Origin of the sequence: Aureimonas sp. ME7 (assembly GCF_903970965.1) — a bacterium.
Lineage (GTDB): Bacteria > Pseudomonadota > Alphaproteobacteria > Rhizobiales > Rhizobiaceae > Aureimonas.
Genome location: NZ_CAJCKW010000009.1, coordinates 149,317 through 175,501 on the forward strand (window position 1 = coordinate 149,317; position 26,185 = coordinate 175,501).

The 26,185-nt window shown below is 66.9% G+C and carries 27 protein-coding genes; 21 read left to right on the forward strand and 6 right to left on the reverse strand.

The features are described 5' to 3' along the window. Positions 1 to 11 precede the first annotated feature (11 nt). The 7 genes from H7A85_RS15800 to H7A85_RS15830 all read left to right on the forward strand — a co-directional run bounded on the left by H7A85_RS15800 (position 12) and on the right by H7A85_RS15830 (position 9,284). On the forward strand, positions 12 to 797 hold the full coding sequence (locus tag H7A85_RS15800; protein WP_182086917.1) for a ThuA domain-containing protein: 786 nt from the start codon (positions 12 to 14) through the stop codon (positions 795 to 797). Further along, on the forward strand, positions 794 to 1,852 hold the full coding sequence (locus H7A85_RS15805; RefSeq protein ID WP_182086918.1) for a Gfo/Idh/MocA family oxidoreductase: 1,059 nt from the start codon (positions 794 to 796) through the stop codon (positions 1,850 to 1,852). Before H7A85_RS15800 ends, H7A85_RS15805 begins: the two co-directional genes overlap by 4 nt. Positions 1,853 to 2,147: 295 nt before the next feature. Continuing rightward, the gene (locus tag H7A85_RS15810; RefSeq protein ID WP_182086919.1) at positions 2,148 to 3,038 is read left to right on the forward strand and encodes a DMT family transporter; all 891 of its coding nucleotides are present in this window, start codon (positions 2,148 to 2,150) and stop codon (positions 3,036 to 3,038) included. A gap of 123 nt (positions 3,039 to 3,161) precedes the next feature. Beyond that, complete coding sequence (locus H7A85_RS15815; RefSeq protein ID WP_182086920.1) at positions 3,162 to 3,557, forward strand: VOC family protein; 396 nt, start codon at positions 3,162 to 3,164, stop codon at positions 3,555 to 3,557. 126 nt (positions 3,558 to 3,683) lie between these two features. After that, on the forward strand, positions 3,684 to 7,148 hold the full coding sequence (pyc, locus tag H7A85_RS15820; protein ID WP_182086921.1) for a pyruvate carboxylase: 3,465 nt from the start codon (positions 3,684 to 3,686) through the stop codon (positions 7,146 to 7,148). Positions 7,149 to 7,224: 76 nt separating this feature from the next. Next, on the forward strand, positions 7,225 to 8,073 hold the full coding sequence (locus H7A85_RS15825) for a DeoR/GlpR family DNA-binding transcription regulator (RefSeq protein ID WP_182086922.1): 849 nt from the start codon (positions 7,225 to 7,227) through the stop codon (positions 8,071 to 8,073). Then, a complete protein-coding gene (locus H7A85_RS15830; RefSeq protein WP_182086923.1) occupies positions 8,070 to 9,284 on the forward strand; it encodes an MFS transporter in 1,215 nt (404 codons plus the stop codon). Before H7A85_RS15825 ends, H7A85_RS15830 begins: the two co-directional genes overlap by 4 nt. Before the next feature lie 30 nt (positions 9,285 to 9,314). Here H7A85_RS15830 and H7A85_RS15835 read toward each other — a convergent pair whose 3' ends face one another. Further along, positions 9,315 to 9,473 carry a DUF3309 family protein gene (locus H7A85_RS15835; RefSeq protein WP_182086924.1) on the reverse strand — a complete coding sequence of 53 codons (159 nt, stop codon included), beginning with the start codon at positions 9,471 to 9,473 and terminating at the stop codon, positions 9,315 to 9,317. Between the two features lie 95 nt (positions 9,474 to 9,568). Next, a complete protein-coding gene (locus H7A85_RS15840; protein WP_182086925.1) occupies positions 9,569 to 9,727 on the reverse strand; it encodes a DUF3309 family protein in 159 nt (52 codons plus the stop codon). A gap of 205 nt (positions 9,728 to 9,932) precedes the next feature. Here H7A85_RS15840 and ispG point away from each other — a divergent pair, with 205 nt between their 5' ends. From ispG to H7A85_RS15855, 3 genes are read left to right on the forward strand one after another with little or no spacing between them, the layout of a single operon-like run. After that, positions 9,933 to 11,201: a flavodoxin-dependent (E)-4-hydroxy-3-methylbut-2-enyl-diphosphate synthase gene (ispG, locus tag H7A85_RS15845; RefSeq protein WP_182086926.1), complete on the forward strand. Its 1,269-nt coding sequence runs from the start codon at positions 9,933 to 9,935 to the stop codon at positions 11,199 to 11,201. Then, positions 11,198 to 12,055 carry a transglycosylase SLT domain-containing protein gene (locus H7A85_RS15850; protein WP_182086927.1) on the forward strand — a complete coding sequence of 286 codons (858 nt, stop codon included), beginning with the start codon at positions 11,198 to 11,200 and terminating at the stop codon, positions 12,053 to 12,055. The genes ispG and H7A85_RS15850 overlap by 4 nt, the downstream gene beginning before the upstream one ends. Positions 12,056 to 12,066: 11 nt before the next feature. Beyond that, positions 12,067 to 12,525, forward strand: coding sequence for a GNAT family N-acetyltransferase (locus H7A85_RS15855; RefSeq protein WP_182086928.1), 459 nt, complete (start codon positions 12,067 to 12,069; stop codon positions 12,523 to 12,525). Here the strand turns inward: H7A85_RS15855 and H7A85_RS15860 are convergent. Genes H7A85_RS15860 through H7A85_RS15870 form a run of 3 tightly spaced genes read right to left on the reverse strand, consistent with a single transcriptional unit; the run spans position 12,522 to position 14,462 of the window. Then, positions 12,522 to 12,818 carry an AzlD domain-containing protein gene (locus H7A85_RS15860; RefSeq protein ID WP_182086929.1) on the reverse strand — a complete coding sequence of 99 codons (297 nt, stop codon included), beginning with the start codon at positions 12,816 to 12,818 and terminating at the stop codon, positions 12,522 to 12,524. The genes H7A85_RS15855 and H7A85_RS15860 overlap by 4 nt on opposite strands. After that, positions 12,815 to 13,540 carry an AzlC family ABC transporter permease gene (locus H7A85_RS15865; protein WP_182086930.1) on the reverse strand — a complete coding sequence of 242 codons (726 nt, stop codon included), beginning with the start codon at positions 13,538 to 13,540 and terminating at the stop codon, positions 12,815 to 12,817. The genes H7A85_RS15860 and H7A85_RS15865 overlap by 4 nt, the downstream gene beginning before the upstream one ends. Positions 13,541 to 13,547: 7 nt before the next feature. Next, a complete protein-coding gene (locus H7A85_RS15870) occupies positions 13,548 to 14,462 on the reverse strand; it encodes a polyprenyl synthetase family protein (protein ID WP_182086931.1) in 915 nt (304 codons plus the stop codon). Between the two features lie 167 nt (positions 14,463 to 14,629). Between H7A85_RS15870 and mtgA the strand changes: the two genes are divergently transcribed. Next, entirely contained in the window at positions 14,630 to 15,313 is a 684-nt protein-coding gene (mtgA, locus tag H7A85_RS15875; protein WP_182086932.1) for a monofunctional biosynthetic peptidoglycan transglycosylase, read from the forward strand. A 231-nt stretch (positions 15,314 to 15,544) separates the two neighbouring features. Next, positions 15,545 to 15,730, forward strand: a complete 186-nt coding sequence (gene rpmF / locus H7A85_RS15880; protein ID WP_061930396.1) for a 50S ribosomal protein L32 — start codon at positions 15,545 to 15,547, stop codon at positions 15,728 to 15,730. A gap of 102 nt (positions 15,731 to 15,832) precedes the next feature. On the opposite strand, the gene phaR is transcribed toward rpmF, so the two are convergent. Then, positions 15,833 to 16,417 carry a polyhydroxyalkanoate synthesis repressor PhaR gene (gene phaR / locus H7A85_RS15885; protein WP_182086933.1) on the reverse strand — a complete coding sequence of 195 codons (585 nt, stop codon included), beginning with the start codon at positions 16,415 to 16,417 and terminating at the stop codon, positions 15,833 to 15,835. 279 nt (positions 16,418 to 16,696) lie between these two features. Between phaR and H7A85_RS15890 the strand changes: the two genes are divergently transcribed. The 9 genes from H7A85_RS15890 (at position 16,697) to H7A85_RS15930 (ending at position 26,136) form a co-directional block, all read left to right on the forward strand. Continuing rightward, positions 16,697 to 17,884: an acetyl-CoA C-acetyltransferase gene (locus H7A85_RS15890; RefSeq protein ID WP_182086934.1), complete on the forward strand. Its 1,188-nt coding sequence runs from the start codon at positions 16,697 to 16,699 to the stop codon at positions 17,882 to 17,884. A gap of 179 nt (positions 17,885 to 18,063) precedes the next feature. Continuing rightward, the gene (phbB, locus tag H7A85_RS15895) at positions 18,064 to 18,789 is read left to right on the forward strand and encodes an acetoacetyl-CoA reductase (RefSeq protein WP_182086935.1); all 726 of its coding nucleotides are present in this window, start codon (positions 18,064 to 18,066) and stop codon (positions 18,787 to 18,789) included. Between the two features lie 124 nt (positions 18,790 to 18,913). Further along, positions 18,914 to 19,249: a PepSY domain-containing protein gene (locus H7A85_RS15900; RefSeq protein ID WP_182086936.1), complete on the forward strand. Its 336-nt coding sequence runs from the start codon at positions 18,914 to 18,916 to the stop codon at positions 19,247 to 19,249. A gap of 142 nt (positions 19,250 to 19,391) precedes the next feature. After that, positions 19,392 to 19,778: a PepSY domain-containing protein gene (locus H7A85_RS15905; protein WP_182086937.1), complete on the forward strand. Its 387-nt coding sequence runs from the start codon at positions 19,392 to 19,394 to the stop codon at positions 19,776 to 19,778. Between the two features lie 59 nt (positions 19,779 to 19,837). Further along, entirely contained in the window at positions 19,838 to 23,110 is a 3,273-nt protein-coding gene (locus H7A85_RS15910; protein ID WP_244631233.1) for a helicase-related protein, read from the forward strand. Positions 23,111 to 23,119: 9 nt separating this feature from the next. After that, positions 23,120 to 23,437 (forward strand): RNA-binding S4 domain-containing protein, encoded by a 318-nt coding sequence (locus H7A85_RS15915; protein ID WP_182086938.1) that lies wholly within the window; start codon positions 23,120 to 23,122, stop codon positions 23,435 to 23,437. Between the two features lie 172 nt (positions 23,438 to 23,609). After that, positions 23,610 to 23,948, forward strand: a complete 339-nt coding sequence (gene fdxA, locus H7A85_RS15920) for a ferredoxin FdxA (protein WP_182086939.1) — start codon at positions 23,610 to 23,612, stop codon at positions 23,946 to 23,948. Positions 23,949 to 24,358: 410 nt separating this feature from the next. Then, positions 24,359 to 24,970, forward strand: coding sequence for a CarD family transcriptional regulator (locus tag H7A85_RS15925; protein ID WP_182086940.1), 612 nt, complete (start codon positions 24,359 to 24,361; stop codon positions 24,968 to 24,970). Positions 24,971 to 25,269: 299 nt separating this feature from the next. Continuing rightward, positions 25,270 to 26,136 carry an RNA polymerase factor sigma-32 gene (locus H7A85_RS15930; RefSeq protein WP_182086941.1) on the forward strand — a complete coding sequence of 289 codons (867 nt, stop codon included), beginning with the start codon at positions 25,270 to 25,272 and terminating at the stop codon, positions 26,134 to 26,136. The last annotated feature ends 49 nt before the right edge of the window (positions 26,137 to 26,185 follow it).

Below are 26,185 nucleotides of genomic sequence, written 5' to 3' on the forward strand. Positions count from 1 at the left end.
GGGGACTGCCCGTGCCGATCCGAACCGTGGTCTGGAACGAGTTTCTGCATGAACACGAGAACGAGGCCGTTCGGGGGATCTACCCCGACGGCATCCACCGCACGATCGCGGGCGCGCTGAATGCTGGGGAGGGGATCGAGGCGACGACCGCGACGCTGGAAGAGCCCGAGCATGGGCTTGCCCAGGCGCGGTTGGACGAGACCGACGTCCTCGTCTGGTGGGGACACAAGGCGCACGGTCGCGTGTCCGACGAGGTGGTGGAGCGCGTCGCGCAGCGCGTTCACGAAGGAATGGGGCTTCTGGTTCTCCATTCCGGCCATTTCTCGAAGATCTTCAAGCGCCTGATGGGCACGCCTTGCTCGCTTCGCTGGCGCGAGGCGGGCGAGCGCGAGCGGCTCTGGGTGATCAATCCGTCCCATCCGATCGCGCACGGGATCGATCGCGCGATCGAACTGCCGAACTCGGAGATGTACGGTGAGCCCTTCCTCGTCCCGGAGCCGCTGGAGACGGTGTTCGTGTCCTGGTTCGAAGGGGGCGAGGTGTTCCGCTCCGGCCTGACGTATCGGCGCGGGGCGGGCAACGTGTTCTATTTCGAGCCGGGGCACGAGACCTATCCGATCTACCACGACCGGCAGATCCAGACCGTCCTGCGCAATGCGGTGCGCTGGGCCTACAACCCCGCCAGACCTTGGAAGGACGTCGCGAACGCGCCCAACGTTCCGGTCGAGGCCGCGCGCGAGCCGATCGAGCGGAAGGGCCTGTCGCTGCACCAAGCCGGCGAGGCCGGCTATCGATGAGCGCCGACCGGCGGATCCTGATCCTCGGGACCGGCTCCATCGCCCATCGCCATGCCGAGCACTTCGCCGCCATACCGGGCTGCCGGCTGGCGGCGGCCGTCGATACGAATGAGGCACGGGCGAAAGCCTTCGCCGAGCGGCACGCGATCCCCCAAGCTTTCGGCTCGCTGGAAGCGGCGATCGCCTGGGGGGCGTTCGACGCGGCGGTGAACTCGACGCCGGACGGCGCGCACAGGGCGACGACGCTGCAACTGATCGCAGCGGGAAAGCCGGTGTTCTGCGAGAAGCCGCTGGCGCTGAGCCACGCCGACGCTTTGGAGATGACGGAGGCGGCGGAGCGCGCCGGGCTCGTCAACATGGTCAACCTCACCTATCGCAACGCGCATGCCGTCCAGATGGCGCGGCGCATGGTGGAAGAAGGGCGGATCGGCGAAATCCGGCACTTCGAGGCGAGCTATCTGCAAAGCTGGCTCACCGCCCGCCACTGGGGCGACTGGCGCACCGACGAGCGCTGGCTCTGGCGCCTGTCGTCAGGCCACGGCTCCAAGGGTGTTCTCGGCGACATCGGCATCCACATCCTCGATTTCGTCTGTTTCGGAATGGGACTGGACGTCGCTGCCCTCCAGGCGCGGATGAAGACCTTTCCCAAAGTCGAGGGCGACGTGATCGGGCCCTATGTTCTCGACGTCAACGACAGCGTGGTGATCACAGTCGAGATGGGCAACGGCGCCCTCGGCACGATCGGCATGAGTCGCTACGCCACCGGCAAGCTCAACGACCTGAACCTCGCGATCTACGGCGAAACGGGCGCCCTGCGCATCTGGGCGAACCATGCGGACTCGCGCCTCGAAGCATGTCTCGGGCGGGACATCGAAACGCAGACCTGGGTCAAAGTGGAATGCCCGGCGACCCCGCGCAACGAGCATCGCTTTGCCGCTGCCCTGGCGACCGGCCGGAACGGACAGCCGGACTTCCGGCATGCCGCCGCGCTCCAGAAGCTTCTCGATTTTTGCTTCGTGTCGGACCGCGAGAGACGGATGCTGCCGGTCGAATGAGTGTTCGGCCACGGTGCCGGTTTCTTTTCGAGAACACGCCGTTTCCATCGTTTTGCCGCAATGAATCACGGCAGAGAAAGGCGATCACGCGCCGTGCCGCGTGGTAAGAGAAGATGATCGGAATCAGCGGTTTGGCGCCGTTGCGAAGGGTGGCTTAAAGGTTTTATCAACCCCCTTGCGCGATGTTGCGCGTGCCGACCGCCCTCCTTCCGAATACGCGCCCTTATCGGGCAAACGATCGCCAGATCGCGCACCGGCTCGTTCCCATATCTCGAGATTTCGAAGCCGCTCCGCGATGCAAACCGGTATCCTGTTCGCCTTCCTGGCGTACTTCGCCTATTCCTGCTCCGACGCCGCCGGCAAGGCGTTGGGCCTGACCCTGCCGATCTTCGAGATCGGCTTCTTCGTTTCCCTGTTCGCGCTGGTTCCCGCGCTCCTGTCCAAGCGGCCGGAAGATAGCTGGCGCCAGATCGTGCGTCCGAAGCGTCCGTGGCTGGTGCTGGCGCGCATGGGCACGGGCACGGTCGGCGGCATTACCGCCACCTATGCCTTCATCCACCTGCCGCTGGCGGAGGCCTACTCGCTCATCTTCCTCCTGCCGCTCTTCGTCGCGGTGCTTTCGGCCCTGTTCCTGAAGGAAGTGGTGGGACTGGGACGCTGGGCCTCTCTGCTGGGAGGGCTGGCCGGCGTTCTTCTCGTGGTGCGCCCGGGCTTCAACGCCCTGACGCTTGGCCATCTGGCGGCTCTCGTCTGCGCCATGGTCGGTGCCCTGACGGTGATCCTTCTGCGCACGCTCGGGCCGACCGAGAAGCGTCTGACGCTGGTCGGCGCCGTCCTGACGGCCGGTGTGGTGGTGAACGGCGTCCTGATGGTTCCCAGCTTCAAAGTGCCGACGCTCGCCGATCTTCCGCTTCTCGTCTTCGGCGGCGCGTGCCTCGGCGTCGGCCATATCGCCATCGTCATGGCGGCGCGCATCACCCCGGCGAGCCGTATCGCGCCCACCCAGTACAGCCAGATCGTGTGGGCGGCCGTGATCGGTGCCCTGTTCTTCGGCGAGTTCCCCGATCCGGTCGCGGTCGGCGGCATGGCGCTCGTCGGCTTCTGCGGTCTGGCGACGCTCGGCGGCAACAGCCAGGCGACGCGCCCCGCCAGCCGCACTTGGCGCACGCGCCTCCTGCGGGCCTGATCCTCGTCCCCATATTCGCCATACCCGAAGGCCCGCCGAGCGTATCGCCCGGCGGGCCTTCTTCGTGGGAACGAAATGCCATAATCGGGCCCTTCGGCTTTCCGAAGGAGACATCCGATACCCATGGCCAAGCTTATCCATTCGATGATCCGCGTCCTCGACGAGTCGCGTTCGCTCGCCTTCTACCGGACGGCGTTCGACCTCGAGGTCGCGGACCGGCTCGACTTCGACGGGTTCACATTGCTCTACCTGTCGAACGGCGAAACCGGCTTCGAACTCGAACTGACGGTCAACAAGGAACGCACCGCGCCTTACGACCTTGGCGACGGCTACGGTCATCTCGCCGTCGGCGTCGTCGATCTCGAAGCCGAGCATCGGCGCTTCGAGGCTGCCGGCCTCGGGCCGCAGCCGATCCGCGAACTGTCGGCATCTGGCGGCGGCAAGGCTCGCTTCTTCTTCGTGTCCGATCCCGATGGATATCGGATCGAAGTCCTGGAACGGAGCTGGCGCTTCCGCTGACGATCCGGTCGGGCCGCCACCTGTCGAGAACCTGTCACACCGGTCGCTTGCTGCATTGCACTCGAACCGTCATTGGCATTACCTCTTCCCCCGCGCGTTCGGCGTGTGACTCGGGGGAGTGCAAAGGTGGCCATAGCCAAGATTCTCGTCGCCAATCGGTCGGAGATCGCGATCCGGGTGTTTCGCGCGGCCAACGAGCTCGGCCTTCGCACGGTGGCGATCTGGGCGGAGGAGGACAAGTACGCGCTGCACCGCTTCAAGGCGGACGAAAGCTACCAGGTCGGGCGCGGTGCGCACCTGCCCCGCGATCTCGGCCCGATCGAAAGCTACCTGTCGATCGAGGAGGTGATCCGGGTCGCCAAGCTGTCGGGTGCGGACGCCATTCATCCCGGCTACGGTCTCCTGTCGGAAAGCCCGGAATTCGCCGATGCGTGTGCGCAGGCCGGTATCACCTTCATCGGCCCGCGGCCCGATACGATGCGCCGCCTCGGCAACAAGGTAGCGGCCCGCAACATTGCGGTCGAGGTCGGCGTGCCGGTGGTGCCCGCCACCGATCCGCTGCCCGAGGACATGGCCGAGGTGAAGCGTCTGGCGGCGGCCATCGGCTATCCCGTCATGCTCAAGGCCTCCTGGGGCGGGGGCGGGCGGGGGATGCGCGCCATCCGTGAGGAGAAGGATCTCGAGCGCGAGGTTCTGGAAGGAAAGCGCGAGGCCAAGGCCGCTTTCGGCAAGGACGAGGTCTATCTCGAAAAGCTCGTCGAACGGGCGCGCCACGTCGAGGTCCAGATCCTTGGCGACACGCAAGGCAACGTCGTCGATCTCTTCGAGCGCGACTGCTCGATCCAGCGCCGCAACCAGAAGGTCGTGGAGCGCGCGCCCGCGCCTTACCTTTCGGACGAGCAGCGGCGCGAGGTGGCGGGATACGCCAAGGCGATCTGCCGGACGACCGGATATGTCGGCGCGGGCACCGTCGAGTTCCTGATGGATGCGCAGACGAATGCCTTCTACTTCATCGAGGTGAACCCGCGCATCCAGGTCGAGCACACCGTCACCGAGGAGGTGACGGGCATCGACATCGTCAAGGCTCAGATCCACATCCTCGACGGCCATGCGATCGGAACGCCGGAATCGGGCGTGCCGCGGCAGGAGGACATCCGCCTCAACGGCCACGCTCTCCAGTGCCGCATCACGACCGAAGACCCCGAGCAAAACTTCATTCCCGACTACGGGCGCATCACCGCCTATCGCGGGGCGACGGGCTTCGGAATTCGCCTGGACGGCGGCACGGCCTATTCGGGCGCGATCATCACGCGCTTCTACGACCCGCTTCTGGAAAAGGTGACGGCTTGGGCACCCTCGCCCGAAGAGGCGATCGCCCGGATGCACCGGGCGCTGCGCGAGTTCCGCATTCGCGGCGTCGCCACCAACCTGACGTTCCTGGAAGCGATCATCACGCATCCCAGCTTCCGGGACAATTCCTACACGACCCGCTTCATCGACACGACGCCCGAGCTCTTCGCGCAGGTGAAGCGGCGCGACCGGGCGACGAAGCTCCTCACCTATCTCGCCGACGTCACCGTGAACGGCCATCCCGAAACGCGGGCGCGGCCTCGCCCGCCGGCGGACGCGCGCCGGCCCGTTGCCCCGCAGTTCGCGCAAGACATCCGCCCCGGCTCCCGCCAGAAGCTCGAGGAGCTGGGCGCGAAGGGCTTTGCCGACTGGATGCTGGCCCAGCCCCAGGTCCTGATCACCGACACGACGATGCGTGATGGGCACCAGTCTCTCCTGGCGACGCGCGTGCGCACCCACGACATCGCGGGGATCGCGGACGCCTACGCCCGCGCGCTGCCGGAGCTTCTCAGTCTCGAATGCTGGGGCGGGGCGACCTTCGACGTCGCCATGCGCTTCCTGACGGAGGACCCGTGGGAGCGCCTGAGCGCGATCCGCGAGAAGGCCCCCAATATCCTTCTCCAGATGCTGCTGCGCGGCTCCAACGGTGTCGGCTACACCAACTATCCCGACAATGTGGTGAAGCGCTTCGTCGGGCAAGCGGCCCGGGGCGGGGTCGATCTCTTCCGCGTCTTCGACTGCCTGAACTGGGTGGAGAACATGCGCGTCTCGATCGACGCGGTGCTCGACTCGGGCAAACTGTGCGAAGGTGCGATCTGCTACACCGGCGACATCTTCGATCCCGCCCGCGCCAAGTACGACCTGAAATACTATGTCCAACTCGCCAAGGAGATGGAGCGCACGGGCGCGCATATCCTGGGCGTCAAGGACATGGCGGGCCTTCTGAAGCCGGCGGCCGCACGCGTTCTCGTGAAGGCGCTGAAGGACGAGGTGGGCATTCCCATCCACTTCCACACGCACGACACGTCCGGCATCGCGGCCGCCACGATCCTCGCCGCCGTGGACGCCGGGGTCGACGCCGTGGACGCCGCCATGGACGCCTTCTCCGGCAACACCTCGCAGGCCTGCCTCGGCTCGATCAACGAGGCGCTGAAGGGTTCGGATCGCGATCCCGGCCTCGACGGGGACGCCATTCGCCAGATCTCGTTCTACTGGGAGGCGGTGCGCACGCAGTACGCTGCCTTCGAAAGCGATCTCAAGGGGCCGGCTTCCGAGGTCTATCTCCACGAGATGCCCGGCGGCCAGTTCACCAACCTCAAGGAGCAGGCGCGCTCGCTCGGGCTCGAAACGCGCTGGCACGAGGTGGCGCGCACCTATGCCGCCGCCAACCGGATGTTCGGCGACATCGTCAAGGTGACCCCGTCCTCCAAGGTCGTCGGCGACATGGCGCTGATGATGGTGGCGCAGGACCTCAGCGTCGCCGACGTGGAAAGCCCCGCGCGCGACATCGCCTTTCCGGACTCGGTGGTCTCGATGCTGCGCGGCGATCTCGGCCAGCCGCCGGGCGGATGGCCGGAAGGCTTGCAGCGCAAGGCGCTGAAGGGCGAGGCGCCGATCACCGTTCGCCCGGGGTCACTGATCCCGGATGCGGATCTCGATGCCGAGCGCGCGGCGGCCGAGGCCAAGGTCGGGCGCCCCGTGTCGGATGCCGAATTCGCCTCGTATCTCATGTACCCCAAGGTCTTTGCCGACTTCGCGCAGGCCGCCGACCTTTACGGCCCCGTTTCGACGCTGCCGACGCCGAACTACTTCTACGGCATCGGTACGGAGGAGGAGATCCTGGTCGATCTCGAGCCCGGCAAGACGCTCGTCGTGCGCTGCCTTGGGACGGCAGACACGGACGAGAAGGGCAAGAAGACCGTGTTCTTCGAGCTCAACGGCCAGCCGCGCCGCATCAAGGTGCCCGACCGCAACCGTCAGGCGGGGGCGGGGGCGGCGCGCCCGAAGGCCGAGCCCGGCAATCCGGCCCATGTCGCGGCCCCGATGCCCGGCGTCGTCTCGACGCTCGCCGTCCAGCCGGGTGCGAGCGTCAAGGCGGGCGACGTCCTCCTTTCCATCGAGGCGATGAAGATGGAAACCGCACTCCATGCCGAAAGCGACGGCACGGTGGAGGCCGTCCACGTCAAGGCCGGTGACCCGATCGACGCCAAGGATCTGCTCGTCGTGTTCAAAACGGGCTGAGCGCCCCTCCCAATCGCCTATTTGACGAAACGTGCAGAAACGTGCAGATGGGGGCTCCTTTCTTGAGGAGCATCCCATGGGCGAGGCGACGCCGCATCTTTTGGCCCGGCAACGACAGGCCGTGATCCGCGAATGGCTGCAGCGGGACGGGCGCGTTGTGGCGGCAGAGCTTTCCGCGAACTTCGGCGTGTCCGACGATACGGTGCGCCGGGACCTGCGCGAACTTGCGGCCTCGGGCGAATGCCGGCGTGTCTATGGCGGCGCCCTGCCGTTCGCACCCGATGGCGGATCGTTCAAGAACCGGCAGGACCAGGACAAAAGCCGCAAGCTCCTACTCGGACGCGCCATCGCCTCCACCTTCGAGCCCGGGTCGACGATCTTCATCGACGCTGGCTCGACCAACCTCGCCGTGGCGGAGGCTCTGCCGTCCGGCCTCGGCCTGACCATCGTCACCAACACGCCGGCGATCGCCTGCACGCTGGCGGAGCGTTCGGGCACCACCGTCGTGATGCTGGGCGGGCGCTTCGACGGGCGAAGCGGCGCCTGCCTCGGCGCGCAGACGCTGCGCGAGGCGGAGCGGATCCGCCCATCGGTACTGGTTCTGGGCGCCTGCGGCATCGATGCCGAGGCCGGCATCACCACGCACGACCTCGAGGAAGCCGACCTGAAGGCCTCGCTCGCGTCCCGCGCGGAGACGATCGCGGTGGCCGCCACCAACGACAAGATCGGCACGGCCGCCTCCTTCGTCGTCGCCGCGCTGGATCGTCGGCTGCGCCTGTTCGTCGAGCCGGACTGTGACGCGGCCGCCCTGACGCCCTTCGAGGCGCAGGGCTTGCGGGTGCTGCGCGCCGAGGAGGCGGCGTCCGAGACATCCATCGCCCGTCGCCGCACGGGAGCCCCCGTTTCGCAAGGAGCTTTGCGATGAGTACCGACGTCGCTCGAATGCCCGCCGCGATCACGGGCGTCTGGCCGCGGCAAAGGCTGGCCGTGGCGGGAGCATTTCTGGCCAACGGTTTCGTCATGGGAAGCTGGGCGCCGCAGATCCCGGTTCTAGCCGGACGGCTCGGCTTGTCGGAAACCCATCTCGGGTTTCTGATCCTCGCCTTCGGCATCGGTGCGGTGCTGGCCATGCCGGTTCTGGGAGCGGCGACCGCCCGGTTCGGCTCGCGAACCTCGACTCTCGTCCTGCACGCGCTGCTGGCGCTTTCGCTGCTTCCGCTGGTATGGGCCCCAACGCCGCTGGCGGCCGGGGCGGCGATCCTTTTCTTCGGCGCGTCGATGGGCGGGATGGACGTCGCGATGAACGCCAACGCGGTGAGCGTCGAACGGCGCATGCCGCGCGCCATCATGTCGTCCTGCCACGGTTTCTGGTCGATCGGTGGGTTCCTGGGGGCGGCGTCGGGCGGCGTCCTGATCGAGGCGCTCGGGGCGATCGGGCATCTCGCCCTGGTTTCCGTTCTGCTTCTCGTTCTTCTCGTGCCGATCGCTCGAAACATGCTGGAGGACGTCGCCGCGACCCATTCGGATGCTCGCCACGACGCGTCGCTTACACCAAGCGGGACGGGAGCCGGCGGCGCGAAGCTTGCCGTGGTCGGCATCGGGCTCTGCGCGCTGTTCGGCATGGTGCCGGAAGGAGCGACCATCGACTGGAGCGCGATTCACCTCCGGCAGGATCTGGGCGTCGACATCGCGCTGTCGGGTCTTGCCTTCGCCGCCTTTTCCGCGGTGATGGCCCTGTTCCGGTTCTTGGGGGACGGCATTCGCGACCGTCTCGGCGCGACGCGCACATTGCGCTATTCCTGCGGCGCTGGCATCGCGGCGCTTCTCGTGATCGGACTGGCGCCGAACCTCGCCGTCTCGATCCTCGGTTTCGCGCTGCTCGGGGTCGGACTGTCCAACATCGCGCCGATCGCCTTTTCGGCCGCCGGCAACGTGCCCGGTCTGAAGCCTGGCGTCGGCATCTCGATCGCCACCACGATCGGCTATTCCGGAATTCTGATCGCCCCGTCCGCGATCGGCTTCTTCGCCGAGCGCTTCGGCTTTTCGGCGGTGTTCCTCGGTCTCAGCGGATGCCTCGTGGCGATCCTGTTCCTGTCCGGCCTCATGCGCGGCGCCGACCGCCAGCCCGGAAGCTGACGATCGGCGCTGTCGCGGGAGGAGGAACGGTCAGATTCGTCCGAGGAGAACCAGGATCAGGACGACGACGAGGAGGAAGCCCAGGATGCCGCTCGGGCCGTAGCCCCAGGAGCGGGAATAGCCCCAGCCCGGGAAGGCGCCGATCAGAAGCAGGATCAGGACGATGAGAAGAATGGTGCCGATGGGCATGGGAAACTCCGGCTGAACAAGTGCGTCTACGCCGCTTCAACTTCCCAAACCCGTGATCGGTTCCACGATTTCGGCCCGAATTCGCCTCTTTTCGGTCAGATTAGGACGGTCACCCACACCACGACGAGAAATGTGAAGAAAACGGCGAAGGCGATCGCCGGCCGATAGCTCCAGCCGCGGGACCAGGGCCAGATCGGAACGAGAGCGACGAGCATCACGAAGGCGAAGAGGGCGAGGGCGGCAGCGGGCGACATCGGGTCTCCTGAGGACGATGGGTCGCCGGAGGGTTTGCGAGGCTTCGGGCAGGAGATCAAGGCCTGCCCGCCGTCACCCTCGCGACATGATGATGCTCTTTTCTTGGACGCTGCGAACGGCGATATAGGCAGCGACGGTTTCAGGCGGCTTCGGCACCAACGGGTGCGGGGCGGCCGGAACGCGCTTTTGACGAGACGGATAGCGATGACGTTGCAGGCCCCGATCGAACCGGTACTGGCTGATCCCCTTCCGCGCCGGCCGACCGTGTCGGTGAATGTCGGCGGGGTGGCGGTCGGCGGGCCAGCGCCGGTCGTCGTCCAGTCGATGACCAACACCGACACGGCGGATGTCGATGCCACCGTGGCGCAGGTCGCACAGCTCGCCAAGGCCGGGTCCGAGATCGTGCGCATCACGGTGGATCGCAACGAATCGGCCGCCGCCGTGCCGCGGATTCGCGAGCGGCTCCTGCGGCTGGGAGTGGATGTGCCGCTCGTCGGCGACTTCCACTATATCGGCCACAAGCTTCTGGCCGACTATCCCGACTGCGCGGCCGCACTCGCCAAGTATCGCATCAACCCCGGCAATGTCGGCTTCAAGGACAAGAAGGACCGGCAGTTCGTCGACATCATCGAGATGGCGATCCGCCACGACAAGCCGGTGCGCATCGGGGTCAACTGGGGCTCGCTCGACCAGGAACTCCTGACCCGGCTGATGGACGAGAATTCGGCGCTCGCCCAGCCGCTTCCCGCCCGGGCCGTGATGCGCGAATCGATCATCCAGTCGGCGCTCCATTCGGCAGCGCTGGCCGAGGAAACCGGCCTGCCGCGCGAGAAGATCATCCTGTCGGCCAAGGTTTCCAACGTGCAGGACCTGATCGCGGTCTACCGCGACCTGTCGCGCCGCACGCCCCATGCGCTGCATCTTGGGCTGACGGAAGCGGGCATGGGCTCCAAGGGCATCGTCGCCTCGTCGGCGGCGCTCGGCATTCTCCTGCAGGAGGGTATCGGCGACACGATCCGCGTGTCTCTGACGCCCGAGCCCGGCGGTGATCGCACCAAGGAGGTGCAGGTCGCGCAGGAAATTCTGCAGACCATGGGCTTTCGCCAGTTCATCCCGATCGTCGCGGCGTGTCCCGGCTGCGGGCGTACGACCTCGACGCTGTTTCAGGAACTCGCCGAGACGATCCAGAACGACATCCGCACCAACATGCCGGTGTGGCGCGAGAAGTATCCGGGCGTCGAGGCGCTGTCGGTGGCGGTGATGGGCTGCATCGTCAACGGGCCGGGCGAATCCAAGCATGCCGATATCGGCATCTCGCTGCCCGGAACCGCCGAAGTGCCGTCCGCCCCCGTCTATCTCGACGGGCAGAAGGTCGCGACGCTGCGTGGGGCCCGCATCGCCGAGGAGTTCCACGAGATGGTCCTCGCCTATATCGACCGCCGCTTCGGGCGGCCCGCCGCCGCCGCCGAATGAGGCGAGGAGGGCGTCTGGCTCTGACCGTAGCCGTGCTTCTGGCCGGCCTTGCGGGGGGACAGGCGCGTGCGCAGGAGAAGGCGGAAGACCCGCGCGTCGGGCAGATCTGCGACCTGATCGCGGAGAATGCTGGGGCCGTCGGCATGGCGCCGGACTTTTTCGCGCGTCTGATCTGGAAGGAGTCGCGCTTCGACGAAAGCGCCCGCTCGCCGGTCGGCGCGCAAGGCATCGCCCAGTTCATGCCCTATACCGCGAGGGAACGCGGGCTCGGCAACCCCTACGACAAGGCCGAGGCGCTGAAGCATTCGGCGCTCTACCTTCGGGACCTGCGGGCCGAGCTCGGCTCCTGGGGCTTGGCGGCGGCCGCCTACAACGGCGGCATCAACCGGGTGAAGCGCTGGATGAAGGCGGGCGGGCGCTTGCCTTACGAGACGGAGGACTACGTCCTTTCGATCACGGCGCAGCCCGCCGCCTGGTTCCGCGACGAGGAGCGCGAAGCGGAGGTGCGTCCGCTGGTGAAGGATCTCGATTTTGCCGCCGCCTGCCGCCGCCTGCCGATCCTGCCGACGCGCGCGGTCTTTGCCGTCGCCGAAAGCGCGCCGATGCGCCCCTGGGGCGCGCAGATCGCGGGTCATCCGAACGAGGCGATCGCGGTTCGCATCTTCCACAAGTTGCAGGACCAGTATCCTGGCGTTCTAGGCGGCGTCGAGCCGATCGTCATGCGCGCGCGCCCGATCTCCGGGCCGCGCCGCATCACCGCCATCCGCATCGGCGCCGATTCGCGGGGCGAGGCCAACACGTTCTGCACGCGCTACCGCGCGGCGGGCGGCGCGTGCGTCGTGATGCGCAATTAGCCGGGGCGACGATGGCCGACGTTCTTTTGCGCCCTTTTCGGCAAAGCGATGCGGATGCGATCATCGACATCTGGCACCGGGGCGCCAGCCTGCCGGGCGTTGGTCCCGAAGCGCTTCCCTCGATCGCCGAGTTTCGAGACGAGCTGATACCGGCGCTCGTGTCGGCTTGCAGGATCGTCGTGGCCGAAGGCGCGGACATGGTTCTCGGATTCGTCGCGCTGAAACCCGACGAAAGGGTGCTGGATCAGCTTTTCGTGCGGCCGGATGCGGTGGGAACGGGCATCGGGCGGCAGTTGATCGACGAGGCGAAGCGCCGGATGCCGGACGGCTTCACCCTGTTCACCCGTCCCGGCAATGTTCGCGCCCGCCGCTTCTACGAGGCGTCCGGCCTTCGTGCGCTGCGCACCGAGCGCCACCCACGCTTCGGCGATGAGATCCTGTTCTACGGATGGACCCCGGACGAGCTCTAGAAACCGGCGAGGCGCAGGAGCGCCGCGCTCGCTACGCCGATCGCGACCGTCGTGAGCACGGACAGGCGCAGGGCGAGAAAGCCGCAGGCCACGATCAGGAGCCGCTCGGTCCAGTCCCCGTCCACGAAGACGGGGGTGACGATGGTGACGAGCATGGCGGGGGGTACCGCGTCGAGCGCGGCTTCGAGGCGCGGCGGGATGGTGTCGAAGCGCGACAGGACGAGGTGGCCGGCGACCCGTGTTCCGTAGGTGAGGACGGCCGCAGCCAAGGCCAGGAGCCAGATGTCGCTCATGATGGCTCCGCCACGGTCCGGGTCTTCGGGGCGCGCAGCACGGCGACCGCGATGCCGGCAAGGCCCCCGAGCGTGACGTGCCAGGGCGAGCCGAGCGTCAGGTAGACCAGCACCGAGACGGTCGCGGACGCCAGGAAGACAGGCAGGAACCCGGCTCGCCTGCGAAAGCCGACCGTCAGTGCCAGGAAATAGATCGGCAGGAGAACGTCGAGCCCGATGGCCCGCTGATCCGAAATGATGCTTCCGAACAGAATGCCGGCCCAGGTGGCGAGGATCCAGGACCCATAGACCACGGCGCCGTAGGTGAAATAATAGCGCTTGGTGATCGGGCGGCTGGTTGCCCGGTTTTCGGCGGCCGCAAAGGTCGGGTCCACCAGGAGGTAGAAGGCGAGCGCCTTCTGGACGGTGCCGAAGCGCGTCAGCTTGCGCCCGATCGATGCCGAATACAGGACATGGCGGAAGTTGAGGGCGACGACCGCGATCAGGATCGACCACATCGGCGTGCCGAGCGCGACGAGCTGGAGGATCACGAGCTGCGAGGCGCCCGCGTAGATCGCGGCGGAAAAGCCCATCGCCTGCGCGACCGTCAGCCCGGCGTCGGTGGCGAGCGCGCCGAACACGGCGCCGAACGGCGCGATGGCGATCACCACCGGAAGCGATTCGCGCAGTGCGTCCCCGATTTCCGAACCTCTTGTCGGCACGGTGGCTTCGAGCGTTGCCATGGCGTGATCAGCGATCCCGGAAGGCGACGAAGCGCGCGGCCTCGCGCAGCGTGGCGGCCGACGCGCCGAAGGGCGCCAGCACGGCCTCGGCCTCGCCGACGAGGCGGTCGAGCTCGTTCCTGGTCCAGGCGATGCCGTTCAGGGCCGGAAGCGTCTTCTTCCCGCGGGCAGCATCCTTGCCGGCCGCTTTGCCGAGGGTCGCCGCGTCCGCCGTCTCGTCCAGAAGATCGTCCGCCAGCTGGAAGGCGAGGCCGAGGATCTCGCCGTAGCGCCGCAGCGCTCGGCGCGCCTCGGGGGCGGCGCCCGCCAGGATCGCGCCCGCTTCCGCCGCGAAGGCGATCAAGGCGCCTGTCTTCATCGCCTGCATGCGCGCGATCTCGGCGGCATCGAGCACCATGGTCTCGGCAGCCAGATCCAGCGCCTGTCCGCCCACCATGCCCGCCGCGCCCGCTTCGCGCGACAGAAGCCGGATCAGCGCGAGGCGGTTGCCCGGCTCGATCGCGCCGTCCGCTTCGGCGACGAGGCCGAAGGCGAGCGTCAGGAGCGCGTCACCCGCCAGAATCGCCGTCGCCTCGTCGAACGCCTTATGAACCGTCGGCCGTCCGCGGCGCAGGTCGTCGTCGTCCATCGCCGGCAGGTCGTCGTGGATCAGCGAATAGCAATGGATGCATTCGAGGGCGATCGCGACCGGGGCGGCCGCGGCCGGGTCGGCGCCGAACAGGCGCGCCGATTCTTCCACAAGAAACGGGCGAAGCCGCTTGCCTCCGTCCAGCGAGCCGTGCCGCATGGCCGAAAGCAGCACGTCCGGCGCGCCAGCCACAAGGAACGAGGTTCCCGAAAGGGCTGCGGCAAGCGCGGTTTCCGTCCGGCTCGCCGCTTCGCGCAGGCGCGTCTCGAAGGGGTCGTCGCTCAACCTGTCCATCACCCGCTCGTATTTCCCGGCCGGCGCGTCTCGCGCCAACGTGTGTGCCTATCGCACGAGGAAGGCCCGGGGGGGAAGCGCTCCCGTTGCCGGGCTTTCCCGCGCTTTGCTATGACGGAGCGGCAAGGCCTTTTTTTTCCGAACGCGCAACTGGAAGACACGACGCGATGATCCGACGCATGATCTATGCCGCCGCGTTCGTGTTGGTGCTTCTGGTTGCAGTGCCGTTGGTGCTGGTGCCCGTCTATGCCATTCCTGGGGTTCGGCCGATCTCCACCCTGATGCTGGCTGAGCATTTCTCCTTCCAGCCCTTCGAGCGCGAATGGACGCCGCTGGAGGACATTTCACCGGTTCTGGTGCGTTCGGTGATGATGTCCGAGGACGGGCAGTACTGCTTCCATGGGGGCGTGGACTGGAACGCCATGCGCACCGTCGTGGATCAGGCGATCGGCGACGGCGAGCCGAGCCGGGGCGCATCGACGATCCCCATGCAGACGGTGAAGAACCTGTTCCTGTGGAACGGCCGGTCCTACCTCAGAAAGGGGCTGGAACTGCCGATCGCGCTTTATGCCGATCTCGTGTGGTCGAAGAGCCGGACGATGGAAATCTATCTCAACGTCGCCGAATGGGGAAACGGCATCTACGGGATCGGTGCGGCCTCGCGCTACTACTTCAACCGGCCGGCCTCGCAACTGACGGCGCGCCAGGCGGCGCTTCTGGCCGTCGCGCTTCCTTCGCCGCTGACGCGCGATCCGACCAACCCGTCCGCCGGGCTTCGTCGGCTGGCGGGAACGGTGGAAGCGCGCGCCCGAGCCTCGGGCGGCTATGTCGGGTGCATCGACGGCGTTTGACTTTCCGTGAACGGCGCCCCTTCCCAAACGGGGCATGGTTTGCTATGGCCACACCCGATTTCCCGTCGATGCGAAGGGCAGGGACGATCCTCAGATACAAGGATCGGACGCTCTTCTTCGGTTCGGGAAGGGCCGGATGCTTCCCCGCCGGGGCCGGCTCGTCAGATTTGAGACCTGCAACGGCACGGCTCCCTCATGGGCCGCTCGCCGTCGACCTGAACGGAGAGACCGATGGCCGTCCCTAAGCGAAAGACTTCCCCCTCCAAGCGCGGCATGCGCCGCTCGGCCGACGCGCTGGCCGCGCCGACCTATATCGAGGACAAGAACTCGGGCGAACTGCGCCGTCCGCACCACATCGACCTGAAGACGGGCATGTATCGCGGCAAGCAGATCCTCACCGTCAAGGAAAACGCCTGAATCCTTGCCTCGAACGGCGCTCCATCCGGGGCACCGTTCGAACCCTATGAAAAGGGCCGTGCGCACCTGGCGCCGGCCCTTTTTCGTTGGGGGCCATGTTTCTCAGGGCTTCTTGGCGTCCAAGGCCTCCAGCCGCTTCTGCATCTCCGCGAGCTGGTCGCGCATCGCGGCGAAGTCGTCCTGGCTCGGGCCGGCCGAGGCGGGCGAGGGCGCCTTCGAGGCCGCCGCATCGCTCCCCCCGAGCGCGCCCGCCATGAACGGGTTGAACACGGCCATCGCCTCGCGGAACATCTCCGTGTTGCGGCGCACCTGCGTTTCCATCATCTGTAGCGGATTGGCGGATGAGCCGCGAAACGTCTCCTGCTCCTTGGAGAAGGCGGTCATGGACTGCTCGAGATAGGCGGGGATGACCATCTGCATCTGGTCGCCGTAGAAGCGGATCAGCTGGCGCAGGAAGGTGATCGGCATCAGGTTCTGGCCGCCCTTGTTTTCCTGCTCGAAGATGATCTGCGTCAGCACCGAATGGGTGATGTCCTCGCCCGTCTTGGCGTCCTGGACCACGAATTCCTCGTTGCCCTTCACCATGGCGGCGAGGTTCTCGAGCGTCACGTACATGGAGGTGCCGGTGTTGTAGAGGCGCCGGTTGGCGTATTTCTTGATCACCGTCGGTTCGTTGCTGCGCGCCATCCGCTTCTCTCCCATTCCCATGACCGGCAGCGTTTCCTCGCCGCTCTGCTGCCATTGCGAAGAGATAGGCACAATTCGGCCGCGTTTCCAAACCCTTCGGCTCATTTCGGCCGGTTTGTGACTATGTGTTTGCTCCGAAAGGGGCGGTGAGCCGAAAAACATGCTGCATCGCGTCCTGGTTTGGGAAATGCGCGGCGTTTGACACCTGTCGAGCACGTCTGCGAAATAACGCGACGGGTGCGATGGGGCGCCGCGCCGTCGGGAGGAAAGGTGCTGTCCATGCGGTCTTCGGAACAATCCATCGTCATCGTGGGAGCGGCGCGCACGCCGGTCGGCTCCTTCAACGGTGCCTTTGCCAGCGTGCCGGCGCACGACCTGGGTGCTAGCGCGATCCAGGCCGCGCTCGCCCGAGCCGGCATCGAGGCTGGCGAGGTGGACGAGGTGATTCTCGGCCAGGTGCTGACGGCGGGCGAGGGACAGAACCCGGCGCGGCAGGCTGCCATGAAGGCCGGCGTCCCCAAGGAGGCGACGGCCTGGAACCTCAACCAGCTCTGCGGCTCGGGGCTGCGCGCCGTGGCGCTCGGGATGCAGCAGATCGCGGGCGGCGACGCGCGCATCGTCGTGGCGGGCGGGCAGGAATCCATGTCCATGGCCCCGCATGCCGCGCACCTGCGCGCGGGCACCAAGATGGGCGACCTTAAGATGGTCGACACCATGCTGAAGGATGGGCTGATCGACGCCTTCCAGGGCTATCACATGGGCAACACGGCCGAGAACGTCGCGCGCCAGTGGCAGATCACGCGCGACGAGCAGGACGCCTTCGCCGTCCGTTCCCAGAACAAGGCCGAGGACGCGCAGAAGGCCGGCCGCTTCCGCGACGAGATCGCGCCCTTCACCGTCTCGAGCCGCAAGGGCGACGTGGTGGTGTCGGACGACGAGTACATCAAGGCCGGAACCACGCTCGACAAGATTGCCAAGCTGAGGCCGGCCTTCGACAAGGACGGAACGGTGACGGCCGGCAACGCCTCCGGAATCAACGACGGGGCGGCGGCGGCCGTTCTCATGAGCGAGGCGGAAGCCGAGCGGCGCGGGCTTGCGCCTTTGGCGCGCATCGTGTCCTGGGCGAGCGTCGGCGTCGATCCGGCGGTGATGGGCTCGGGCCCGATCCCCGCCACGCGCCGCGCTTTGGAAAAGGCCGGCTGGCGGATCGAGGACCTCGATCTCGTGGAGGCCAACGAGGCTTTTGCGGCGCAGGCCTGCGCCGTCAACAAGGACCTCGGCTGGAACCCGGACATCGTCAACGTCAACGGCGGGGCGATCGCCATCGGCCATCCGATCGGCGCGAGCGGAGCGCGCGTTCTCAACACGCTCCTGTTCGAGATGGCGCGGCGCGACGCGAAGAAGGGACTGGCCACCCTTTGCATCGGCGGCGGCATGGGTGTCGCCATGTGCTTCGAGCGCCCCTAAGGGCCGATATCGGCCGGTCGCGGGTCGACCGGCCAACGCTTTTTCGACAATCGCATACGAAGGCGTCGACCGCTTCCGCTTCCCTCGGGTTGCGAAGCGGGAGGCGCCTTCGTGCATCCCGGGTTCGGCACATGGTCGGCCCTGGGTGGCTTCCGGACACGTCAAATGGGAGGAAGGGCATGGGCAGGGTTGCGATCGTCACGGGAGGCTCGCGCGGCATCGGCGCGGCGGTCTCGAAGGCTTTGCAGGAGGCGGGCCACTCGGTGGCCGCCAACTACGCCGGCAACGAGGAGGCCGCAAAGGCCTTCGAGGCCGAAACCGGCATTCCCGTCTTCCGATGGGACGTATCCGATTTCCGATCTTGCGGGGAGGGCATCCAGGCCGTGGAGGCGGCCCTTGGTCCGGTCGAAATCCTCGTCAACAATGCCGGCATCACGCGCGACGCGATGTTCCATAAGATGACGCCGGAGCAATGGGGCGAGGTCGTCGGTACCAACCTCACCGGTCTCTTCAACATGACACGGCAGGTGTGGGAGGGCATGCGCGCGCGCCGCTTCGGGCGCGTCGTCAACATCTCCTCCATCAACGGGCAGAAGGGGCAGGCGGGCCAAGCCAACTATTCCGCCGCCAAGGCCGGCGATATCGGCTTTACCAAGGCGCTGGCGCAGGAGGGCGCGCGGGTCGGCATCACCGTCAACGCCGTCTGCCCCGGCTATATCGGTACCGAGATGGTGCGCGCGATCGACGAGAAGGTACTGGCCGAGCGCATCCTGCCACAGATTCCGGTCGGCCGTCTCGGCGAGCCGGAAGAGGTGGCGCGGTGCGTCCTGTTCCTGGTGTCGGAAGAGGCGGGCTTCGTCACCGGATCGACGATGACCGTCAACGGAGGACAGTACTTCCACTGACCGAGTGATGGTGAGGAAGGGAGGTTGCAAGGAACCGAACGGCACTTTCGGTGTTCTAGACCGCGATATGGGGCGCCTGATGTGTCCGAACCCGAGCGCCCAGGTTCATCGTGGAGGATTCGTCATGATCCGCAAGCAACTGACCATCGCCATTCTGGCCGCTGCTTCCATCGCCTCGGCCGCCCCCGCCTTCGCGCAAGGCATCGAGATCGGGCGTGACGGCGTTCGTCTCGTCGATCCCAACAGTAACCGCGACGGCCCGCGTCGCGACGATCGGCGTCCGGGACGCGAGATCGGCGAGCGGGACGCCGTTCGCATCGCACGCGCCGAAGGGGTGCGCGAGGTGGACGACGTTCGCCGCACGCGCAACGCCTACCGGGTGATCGGCGTCGATCGCCGAGGCGACGACATCCAGGTGGACGTGGATCGCCGCAGCGGGGATGTCCTGGGCGTTCGCTAAGCGTTCCGGAGCGCAACGGTTTCGAAGGCGGGTCGCTCGGTGGCCCGCCTTTTTTGTAGGCCGAACGACTTCGTCCGCCTTGAATCGGACACGAGCACCGGCACATTCCTCGTCTCGTGGGACGATGTTTTTCGAGATCGAAATGATTCAGCCGTCACGTCTGACCCTGGCGCTCGCCGCCTGCCTCGCCGTTGCGGGTGCGGTTCCCGCCTTCTCCCAATCGCTGGAAATCGGACCCGGCGGTTTGCGCGTCCTGCCCGATGACGATCGGCGCGGGCCTCCGGATCGCTACGACCGTCCGTTCCCGCCGCCGCGCGGCCCCTACGACGGCCCACCGCCGCGTCGCGGGCCGCCTCCCGGCATCAGCGAGCGGGAGGCCGCCCGCATCGCGCGTTACGAAGGCATGCGCGAGATCGACGACGTCTTTCGGCAGCGCCGGGTGATCCGGGTCGAAGGTGCCGATCGTCGCGGGCGCGACATGACCGTCATTATCGATGCGCGGTCGGGCGACGTGATCGACGTTCGCTAGAAACGGATCGGGGCGTCGGGTTTGCGTTTCGTCCACCGGACACCAACTATGGTGCGACCATGATGGACAGCCGCTTCCCGCCCCAGCCCCTTCAGCGTGCAGAGCCTCGGCAGAGCGGGCGCGGCGTCACCGCCGTTCTCGGGCCGACCAACACCGGCAAGACCTTTCTGGCGATCGAGCGCATGGTCGCCCATTCGTCCGGGGTGATCGGCCTGCCGCTGCGCCTCTTGGCGCGTGAGGTGTATCAGCGGGTGGTGGACCGGGTCGGGGTGGGGGCGGTCGCTCTCATCACCGGCGAGGAGAAGATCAAGCCGCCCAACGCGCGCTATCAGGTCTGCACCGTGGAGGCGATGCCGCGCGACGCCCATGCGTCCTTCGTCGCCATCGACGAAGTGCAGCTGGCGGGCGATCTGGAGCGGGGCCACGTCTTCACCGACCGCATCCTCCATACGCGTGGACGCGAGGAAACGCTGCTGCTCGGCTCTGGGACCATGCGCGGCGTCCTGGAGCGGCTCCTGCCCGGCATCCAGTGCATCACGCGCCCGCGCATGTCGCAGCTTCTCTACGCCGGGTCCAAGAAGATCACGCGGCTGCCGCGCCGCTCGGCCATCGTCGCCTTCTCGGCCGAAGAGGTCTACGCGATCGCCGAGCTGATCCGCCGCCAGCGCGGCGGGGCGGCGGTCGTGCTCGGCGCGCTCTCCCCGCGCACGCGCAACGCGCAGGTCGATCTCTACCAGAACGGCGAGGTCGAATTTCTCGTCGCGACCGACGCGATCGGCATGGGGCTCAATCTCGACGTCGATCACGTCGCCTTCGCGCAGGACTGGAAATACGATGGTTTCCAGTACCGCCAGCTGACGCCGGCCGAGTTCGGCCAGATCGCGGGCCGCGCCGGGCGGCACGTGCGCGACGGGACGTTCGGGGTGACGGGGCGCGTCGACCCGCTGCCGCAGGAACTTGCCGAATCGATCGAGGCGCACGACTTCGCCTCGGTGAAGGTCGTCCAGTGGCGCTCGCGCGAACTCGACTTTGCCTCCGTCGACGCGCTCAAAGCCAGTCTGGACCGCCCGGCCTCCACGCCCGAACTCGCCCGCTCGCTGCCCTCGGTGGACCAGCGGGCGCTGGAGTTCCTGTCGCGCGACGAGGCGGTGATGGCGGCCGCCAAGGGCGCGCGCCAGGTCGAGCTTCTTTGGGAAGCCTGCAAGTTGCCGGACTACCGGCGCATCGCGCCCGCCCAGCACGCCGAGATCATCGCCTCCATCTATGCCGACCTCGTGCGCCGCGGCCACGTGGCGGAAGACTACATGGCTTCGCAGGTCCGGCGCGCCGATGTGCTCGAAGGCGACATCGACACCCTGTCGCAGCGGATCGCCGAGATTCGGACCTGGACCTACATCTCGCACCGGCCCGGCTGGCTGGCCGATCCGACACACTGGCAGGAAAACACCAAGGCAATCGAGGACCGCTTGTCCGACGCGCTGCACGAGCGGTTGACGAAACGCTTCGTAGATCGCAGGACAAGCGTCTTGATGAGGCGGCTGAGAGAGAGCGCATTCATGGAAGCTGAGATCGGCAGCGACGGCACCGTGCTCGTTGAGGGCCACGAGGTGGGGGAGCTGCAGGGATTCAGGTTCACGCCGGACACGAAGTCCGACGGTCCGGATGCCAAGGCCGTGCGCGCCGCCGCCCAGAAGGCGCTGGCGGGCGAGTACGACAAGCGCGCCGAGCGCTTCTTCAACGCGCCGAACGGTGATCTGGCGCTGGGCTCGGACGCGCTCCTACGCTGGCTCGGCGCCCCCATCGCCATGATGACGGCCGGCGAGGACCCGCTGAAGCCACGCCTCGTTCTTCTGGCCGACGAGCAGCTGGCGGGCCCCGCGCGCGACAAGGTCGTTCAGCGCGCCGAGCGCTTCGTCACCTTCCAGATCTCCACGATCCTCAAGCCGCTGGTCGATCTGCGCGACGCGGAAGGGCTCGAGGGCACGGCGCGGGGCATCGCCTACCGGCTCTATGAGAATTTTGGCCTCCTGCAGCGGCGCGACGTGTCGGAGGAGATCCGGTCCCTCGATCAGGACGCGCGCGCCGCGCTGCGCCGGCTCGGTGTGCGCTTCGGCGCCTACCACATCTTCGTGCCCGCCCTCGTGAAGCCGGCGCCGGCCGCGCTGATGACCCTGTTCTGGGCGATCCACAACGACGGGCGCGACAAGGCGGGCTTCGGCGAGGTGACGCAGCTTCTGGCGACGGGGCGCACCTCCGTGAAGCCGGAAGCCGGGTTCGAGCCGATCTTCTACGCGCTGTCGGGCTACCGCCTGCTCGGCCAGCGCGCGGTGCGCATCGATATTCTGGAGCGTCTGGCCGACCTGATCCGCCCGGCTCTCGCATGGACGCCGGGCGCGGCCAAGCGCCCCGACGGCGCCTATAACGGCCGCGAATTCATCGTCACCCCCGCCATGATGTCGATCCTCGGCGCCACCGCCGGCGACATGGACGAGATCCTGAAAGGCCTCGGCTACCGCGCGCAGTCCGTGGCGCAGAGCGTCGTCGAGGAGGAGCTGACGCGTCAGGACGCGGCAACTGCTGCCAAGGCGGAAGCAGACGCTGCACCGACGCCTTCGGACGTTGCACCCGAGGCGCTCGGCGAGGATGCTTCGGTCGAGCCCCCTGAGGAAGATGCGGCGCCTGCCGATGTCCCGGTCGGTGTCGAGGACGTCGTTTCGGCCGAAGAGGTTTCCGAGCCGGAGCCCCAGGCCGAACTCGAGGTCGAGACGCACTCGGGCGAGCCGGACGCTGCGGCATCGGGCGACGTTTCCGAAGGCGAGACGACGGCTGAGATTGCGGATCCGGCGAAGGACAAGCCCGCTGGCGAGACGGCAGAAGGCGCCGAAGCCGAGCCTCCGAAGATGGTTCAGCTTTGGAAGCCGTTCCGAGGCGAAGGCCGCGGTCGGCAGCCTGGGCGCGGCGGACGGCCGGGGCAGGGGCGTGGACGTAGCGGCTCCGAGCGGACGGGCGAGGCGGGTGCCAACGGCGGCGAACGCCAAGAGCCTGGGTTCCGACGCGGGGGCTCGGGCGGTGGGCGCCGCGACGAAGGCGAGCGTCGCTTCCATCGGCCGAACAACGACAAGAACGGCCAGAACCGGCGCGAAGCCCGCGGCAACGGGCCCGGCGGCGAAGAGCGCAGCGGACCGAACCGGGGACCGAAGCCGGCGCAGGGCAAGGAGCGGGACGCGTTCAGAGGTGCGGATGCGCGACGTCCCGAGCGCGCGGCCAAGCCGATCGATCCCGATTCGCCCTTCGCCAAGCTCGCGGCCTTGAAGGACAAGCTGGGCAAGTAGGATGGCGGCATGACGGGGGGCGGAGAGCAGCGCATCGACAAGTGGCTGTTCTTCGCGCGCGTCGTGAAGTCGCGGAGCCTCGCTCAGAAGCTTGCCCTTTCGGGCGCTGTCCGGGTCAACCGCGAGAAGGTGTCCCATGCCGCGCGCATCGTGCGTCCCGGCGACGTCCTGACGATCTCGATCAACGACCGCGTCCGGGTCCTGAAGGTTCTCGATCCCGGCGAACGGCGCGGGCCGGCCCCGGAGGCGGCGACCCTGTTCGAGGATCTCACCCCGCCGCGCGTCGGCCAGGGGCCGGACGAGCCGGCCTTCTCCCTCGACCCATAGAAAGACATTCCGCAAACACCCCGCGTCGTGGCGTTTCGCGCTCTTGCAAGGCGGGCCGCGAGGCGATAGGTCCGGGCTTCGAGGGCGCGTTGGCGAATGGGCACGCGCGGCCTTTGCTCCGCAACCCCCGTCGAAGTCGTGCGTTGCGGACCAATCGTTCCAGGAATTCGCCATGACCTATGTCGTCACCGACAACTGCATTCGCTGCAAGTACACGGACTGCGTGGAAGTGTGTCCGGTGGACTGCTTCTATGAGGGCGACAACATGCTCGTCATCAATCCGGACGAATGCATCGACTGTGGCGTGTGCGAGCCCGAATGCCCGGCGGAGGCGATCAAGCCCGACACCGAGCCCAATCTCGACGTCTGGCTGAAACTCAACGCCGAGTATGCCGAGAAGTGGCCCAACATCACGATCAAGCGGGATGCCCCGGCCGACGCCAAGGAAATGGACGGCGTCGAGGGCAAGCTCGAGAAGTACTTCTCCGCCGAGGCCGGCACGGGGGACTGATGTCTCCCGTCTCTAGCTGGGCTGCCCACGCTTAATTCCCCGCTCTTCCCGCGAACCGTCGCGGCTGCAAGCGCCATAGCGGTGTGCGCGTAGCGCATTTCCGCGCCGCGCTTGTGCAGTGCATGCGCAATTCGGTTGAAATTTCCAGCGGGATAGGGTATTATTTCTGCAACAGTCGAACGTCGGATACAGGCGCTGAAGCCTGGACCGATGCTCAAGGTGCTTCCAAAGGTCTTTCCTCTTCCACCCGATTGTCCGCGCGCCGCTTCGGAGGCGCGCTGTGGGTTTGCCGAGGTTCTGCCCGCGTGGGTTCCAGGCTGCGACCGGCCATCGAACCGGCATGCTCAATCCACGACCTTCGGGTCGGTCCGTGCATAGCGATGTTCCCGGCTCTGCACAACAGGGAGTTTATGAAGCGTATGAGCAGTCAGAAGAAGACCTCCCAGCGTCAGGGTTTCAAGACCGGCGAGAGCATCGTCTATCCCGCGCACGGCGTCGGACAGATCGTTGCGATCGAGGAGCAGGTGGTCGCGGGCATGAAGCTCGAACTCTTCGTCATCGACTTCGAGAAGGACAAGATGCGCCTCAAGGTGCCGGTCGCCAAGGCGGAGTCCGTGGGCATGCGCAAGCTGTCCGAGACGGATTTCGTGGAGCGTGCCTTGAAGGTGGTGCAGGGCCGCGCTCGCGTGAAGCGCACGATGTGGAGCCGCCGCGCGCAGGAATACGACGCGAAGATCAATTCGGGCGATCTGATCTCGATCGCCGAGGTGGTGCGCGATCTCTACCGCGCCGAGTCCCAGCCCGAGCAGTCCTATTCCGAGCGCCAGCTTTATGAAGCGGCGCTCGGCCGGATGGCGCGTGAACTCGCCGCCGTCAACGAGGTCAGCGAAACCGAGGCCGTGCGCCTGATCGAGGTCAACCTCAACAAGGGCCCCAAGCGCGGCGCCAAGCCGCTCGACGAGGACGAGGACGACGCGGAAGCCGAGGTCGACGGCGAGGCTGAGGCCGATCAGGCCGCCTGACCTCGCTGCCTCTCCGAGCGATGCGCTTTTCAGCCGGCTGCCTCCCAGCAGCCGGCTTTTCTTTGCCTCGCGCGGGTGCTAATCCTGATTCCGCAGCGGTCGAGCCTCGACTCCCGCTTTTCCGCTTTTTTCTTCGCTCCCCTTCCCAATTCGCATCATTGCCTATGTTGCGAAAAAACTTTGTCCGACCGGGAACCTTTGCCCTTTCGCGGTGTTTTCGGAACATAGGCGCCCTGAATATTCCATTCGTCCGGCGTCGCGTTCCTCGGGTTCCCCGCGTGACATGGAAGGTTCGGGCCATGAAGTCTCAGTCGACGCGCCGTCATCTCATCCAGGCCGCCATGGCCGCTCCCTATCTTCAGCGTGAGGAAGAGTACGAACTGGCCGTGCGTTGGAAGGAGAATCAGGATCAGGCGGCGCTGCACAAGATCACCTCGGCGCATATGCGCCTCGTGATCTCGATGGCTTCGAAGTTCCGTCACTTCGGCCTCGCGATGAACGATCTGATTCAGGAAGGCCATGTCGGCCTTCTGGAAGCGGCCGCCCGTTTCGAACCCGAGCGAGAGGTTCGCTTTTCCACCTACGCCACGTGGTGGATCCGCGCTTCGATTCAGGACTATATTCTGCGCAACTGGTCGATCGTTCGCGGCGGCACGTCCTCCGCCCAGAAGGCGCTGTTCTTCAACCTCCGCCGCCTGCGCGCGCGCCTCAACCAGGGCAGCGAGAAGATTTCCAGCGTCGAGATGTATCGCGAGATCGCGACCGCGCTGAAGGTTTCCGAGGGGGACGTCGCCCTGATGGATTCGCGTCTGTCGGGCCCCGATTCCTCGCTCAACGCCCCCCTGATGGAAGACGAGTCGGGATCGGCCGACCGGCAGGATTTCCTGGTCTCCAACGAGCCGCTGCCGGACGAGATGGTGTCCGCTTCGATCGACGACGAGCGCCGCGTCGTCTGGCTTCGCTCGGCGCTGGACGTTCTCAGCGAGCGCGAGCTCAAGATCATCCGCGAGCGTCGCCTGCAGGACGACGGCGCGACCCTGGAGGCGCTCGGCTCCAAGCTCGGCATCTCGAAGGAGCGCGTGCGCCAGATCGAGACGCGCGCCATGGAGAAGCTCCGGGTCGCCCTGCTCCAGGCCAACCCGGACGAGGCGGCGTTCATCGCCTGACCGTCGCCACATCAAGCTTCCAACGAAAAGGCCGCCCTTCGAGGCGGCC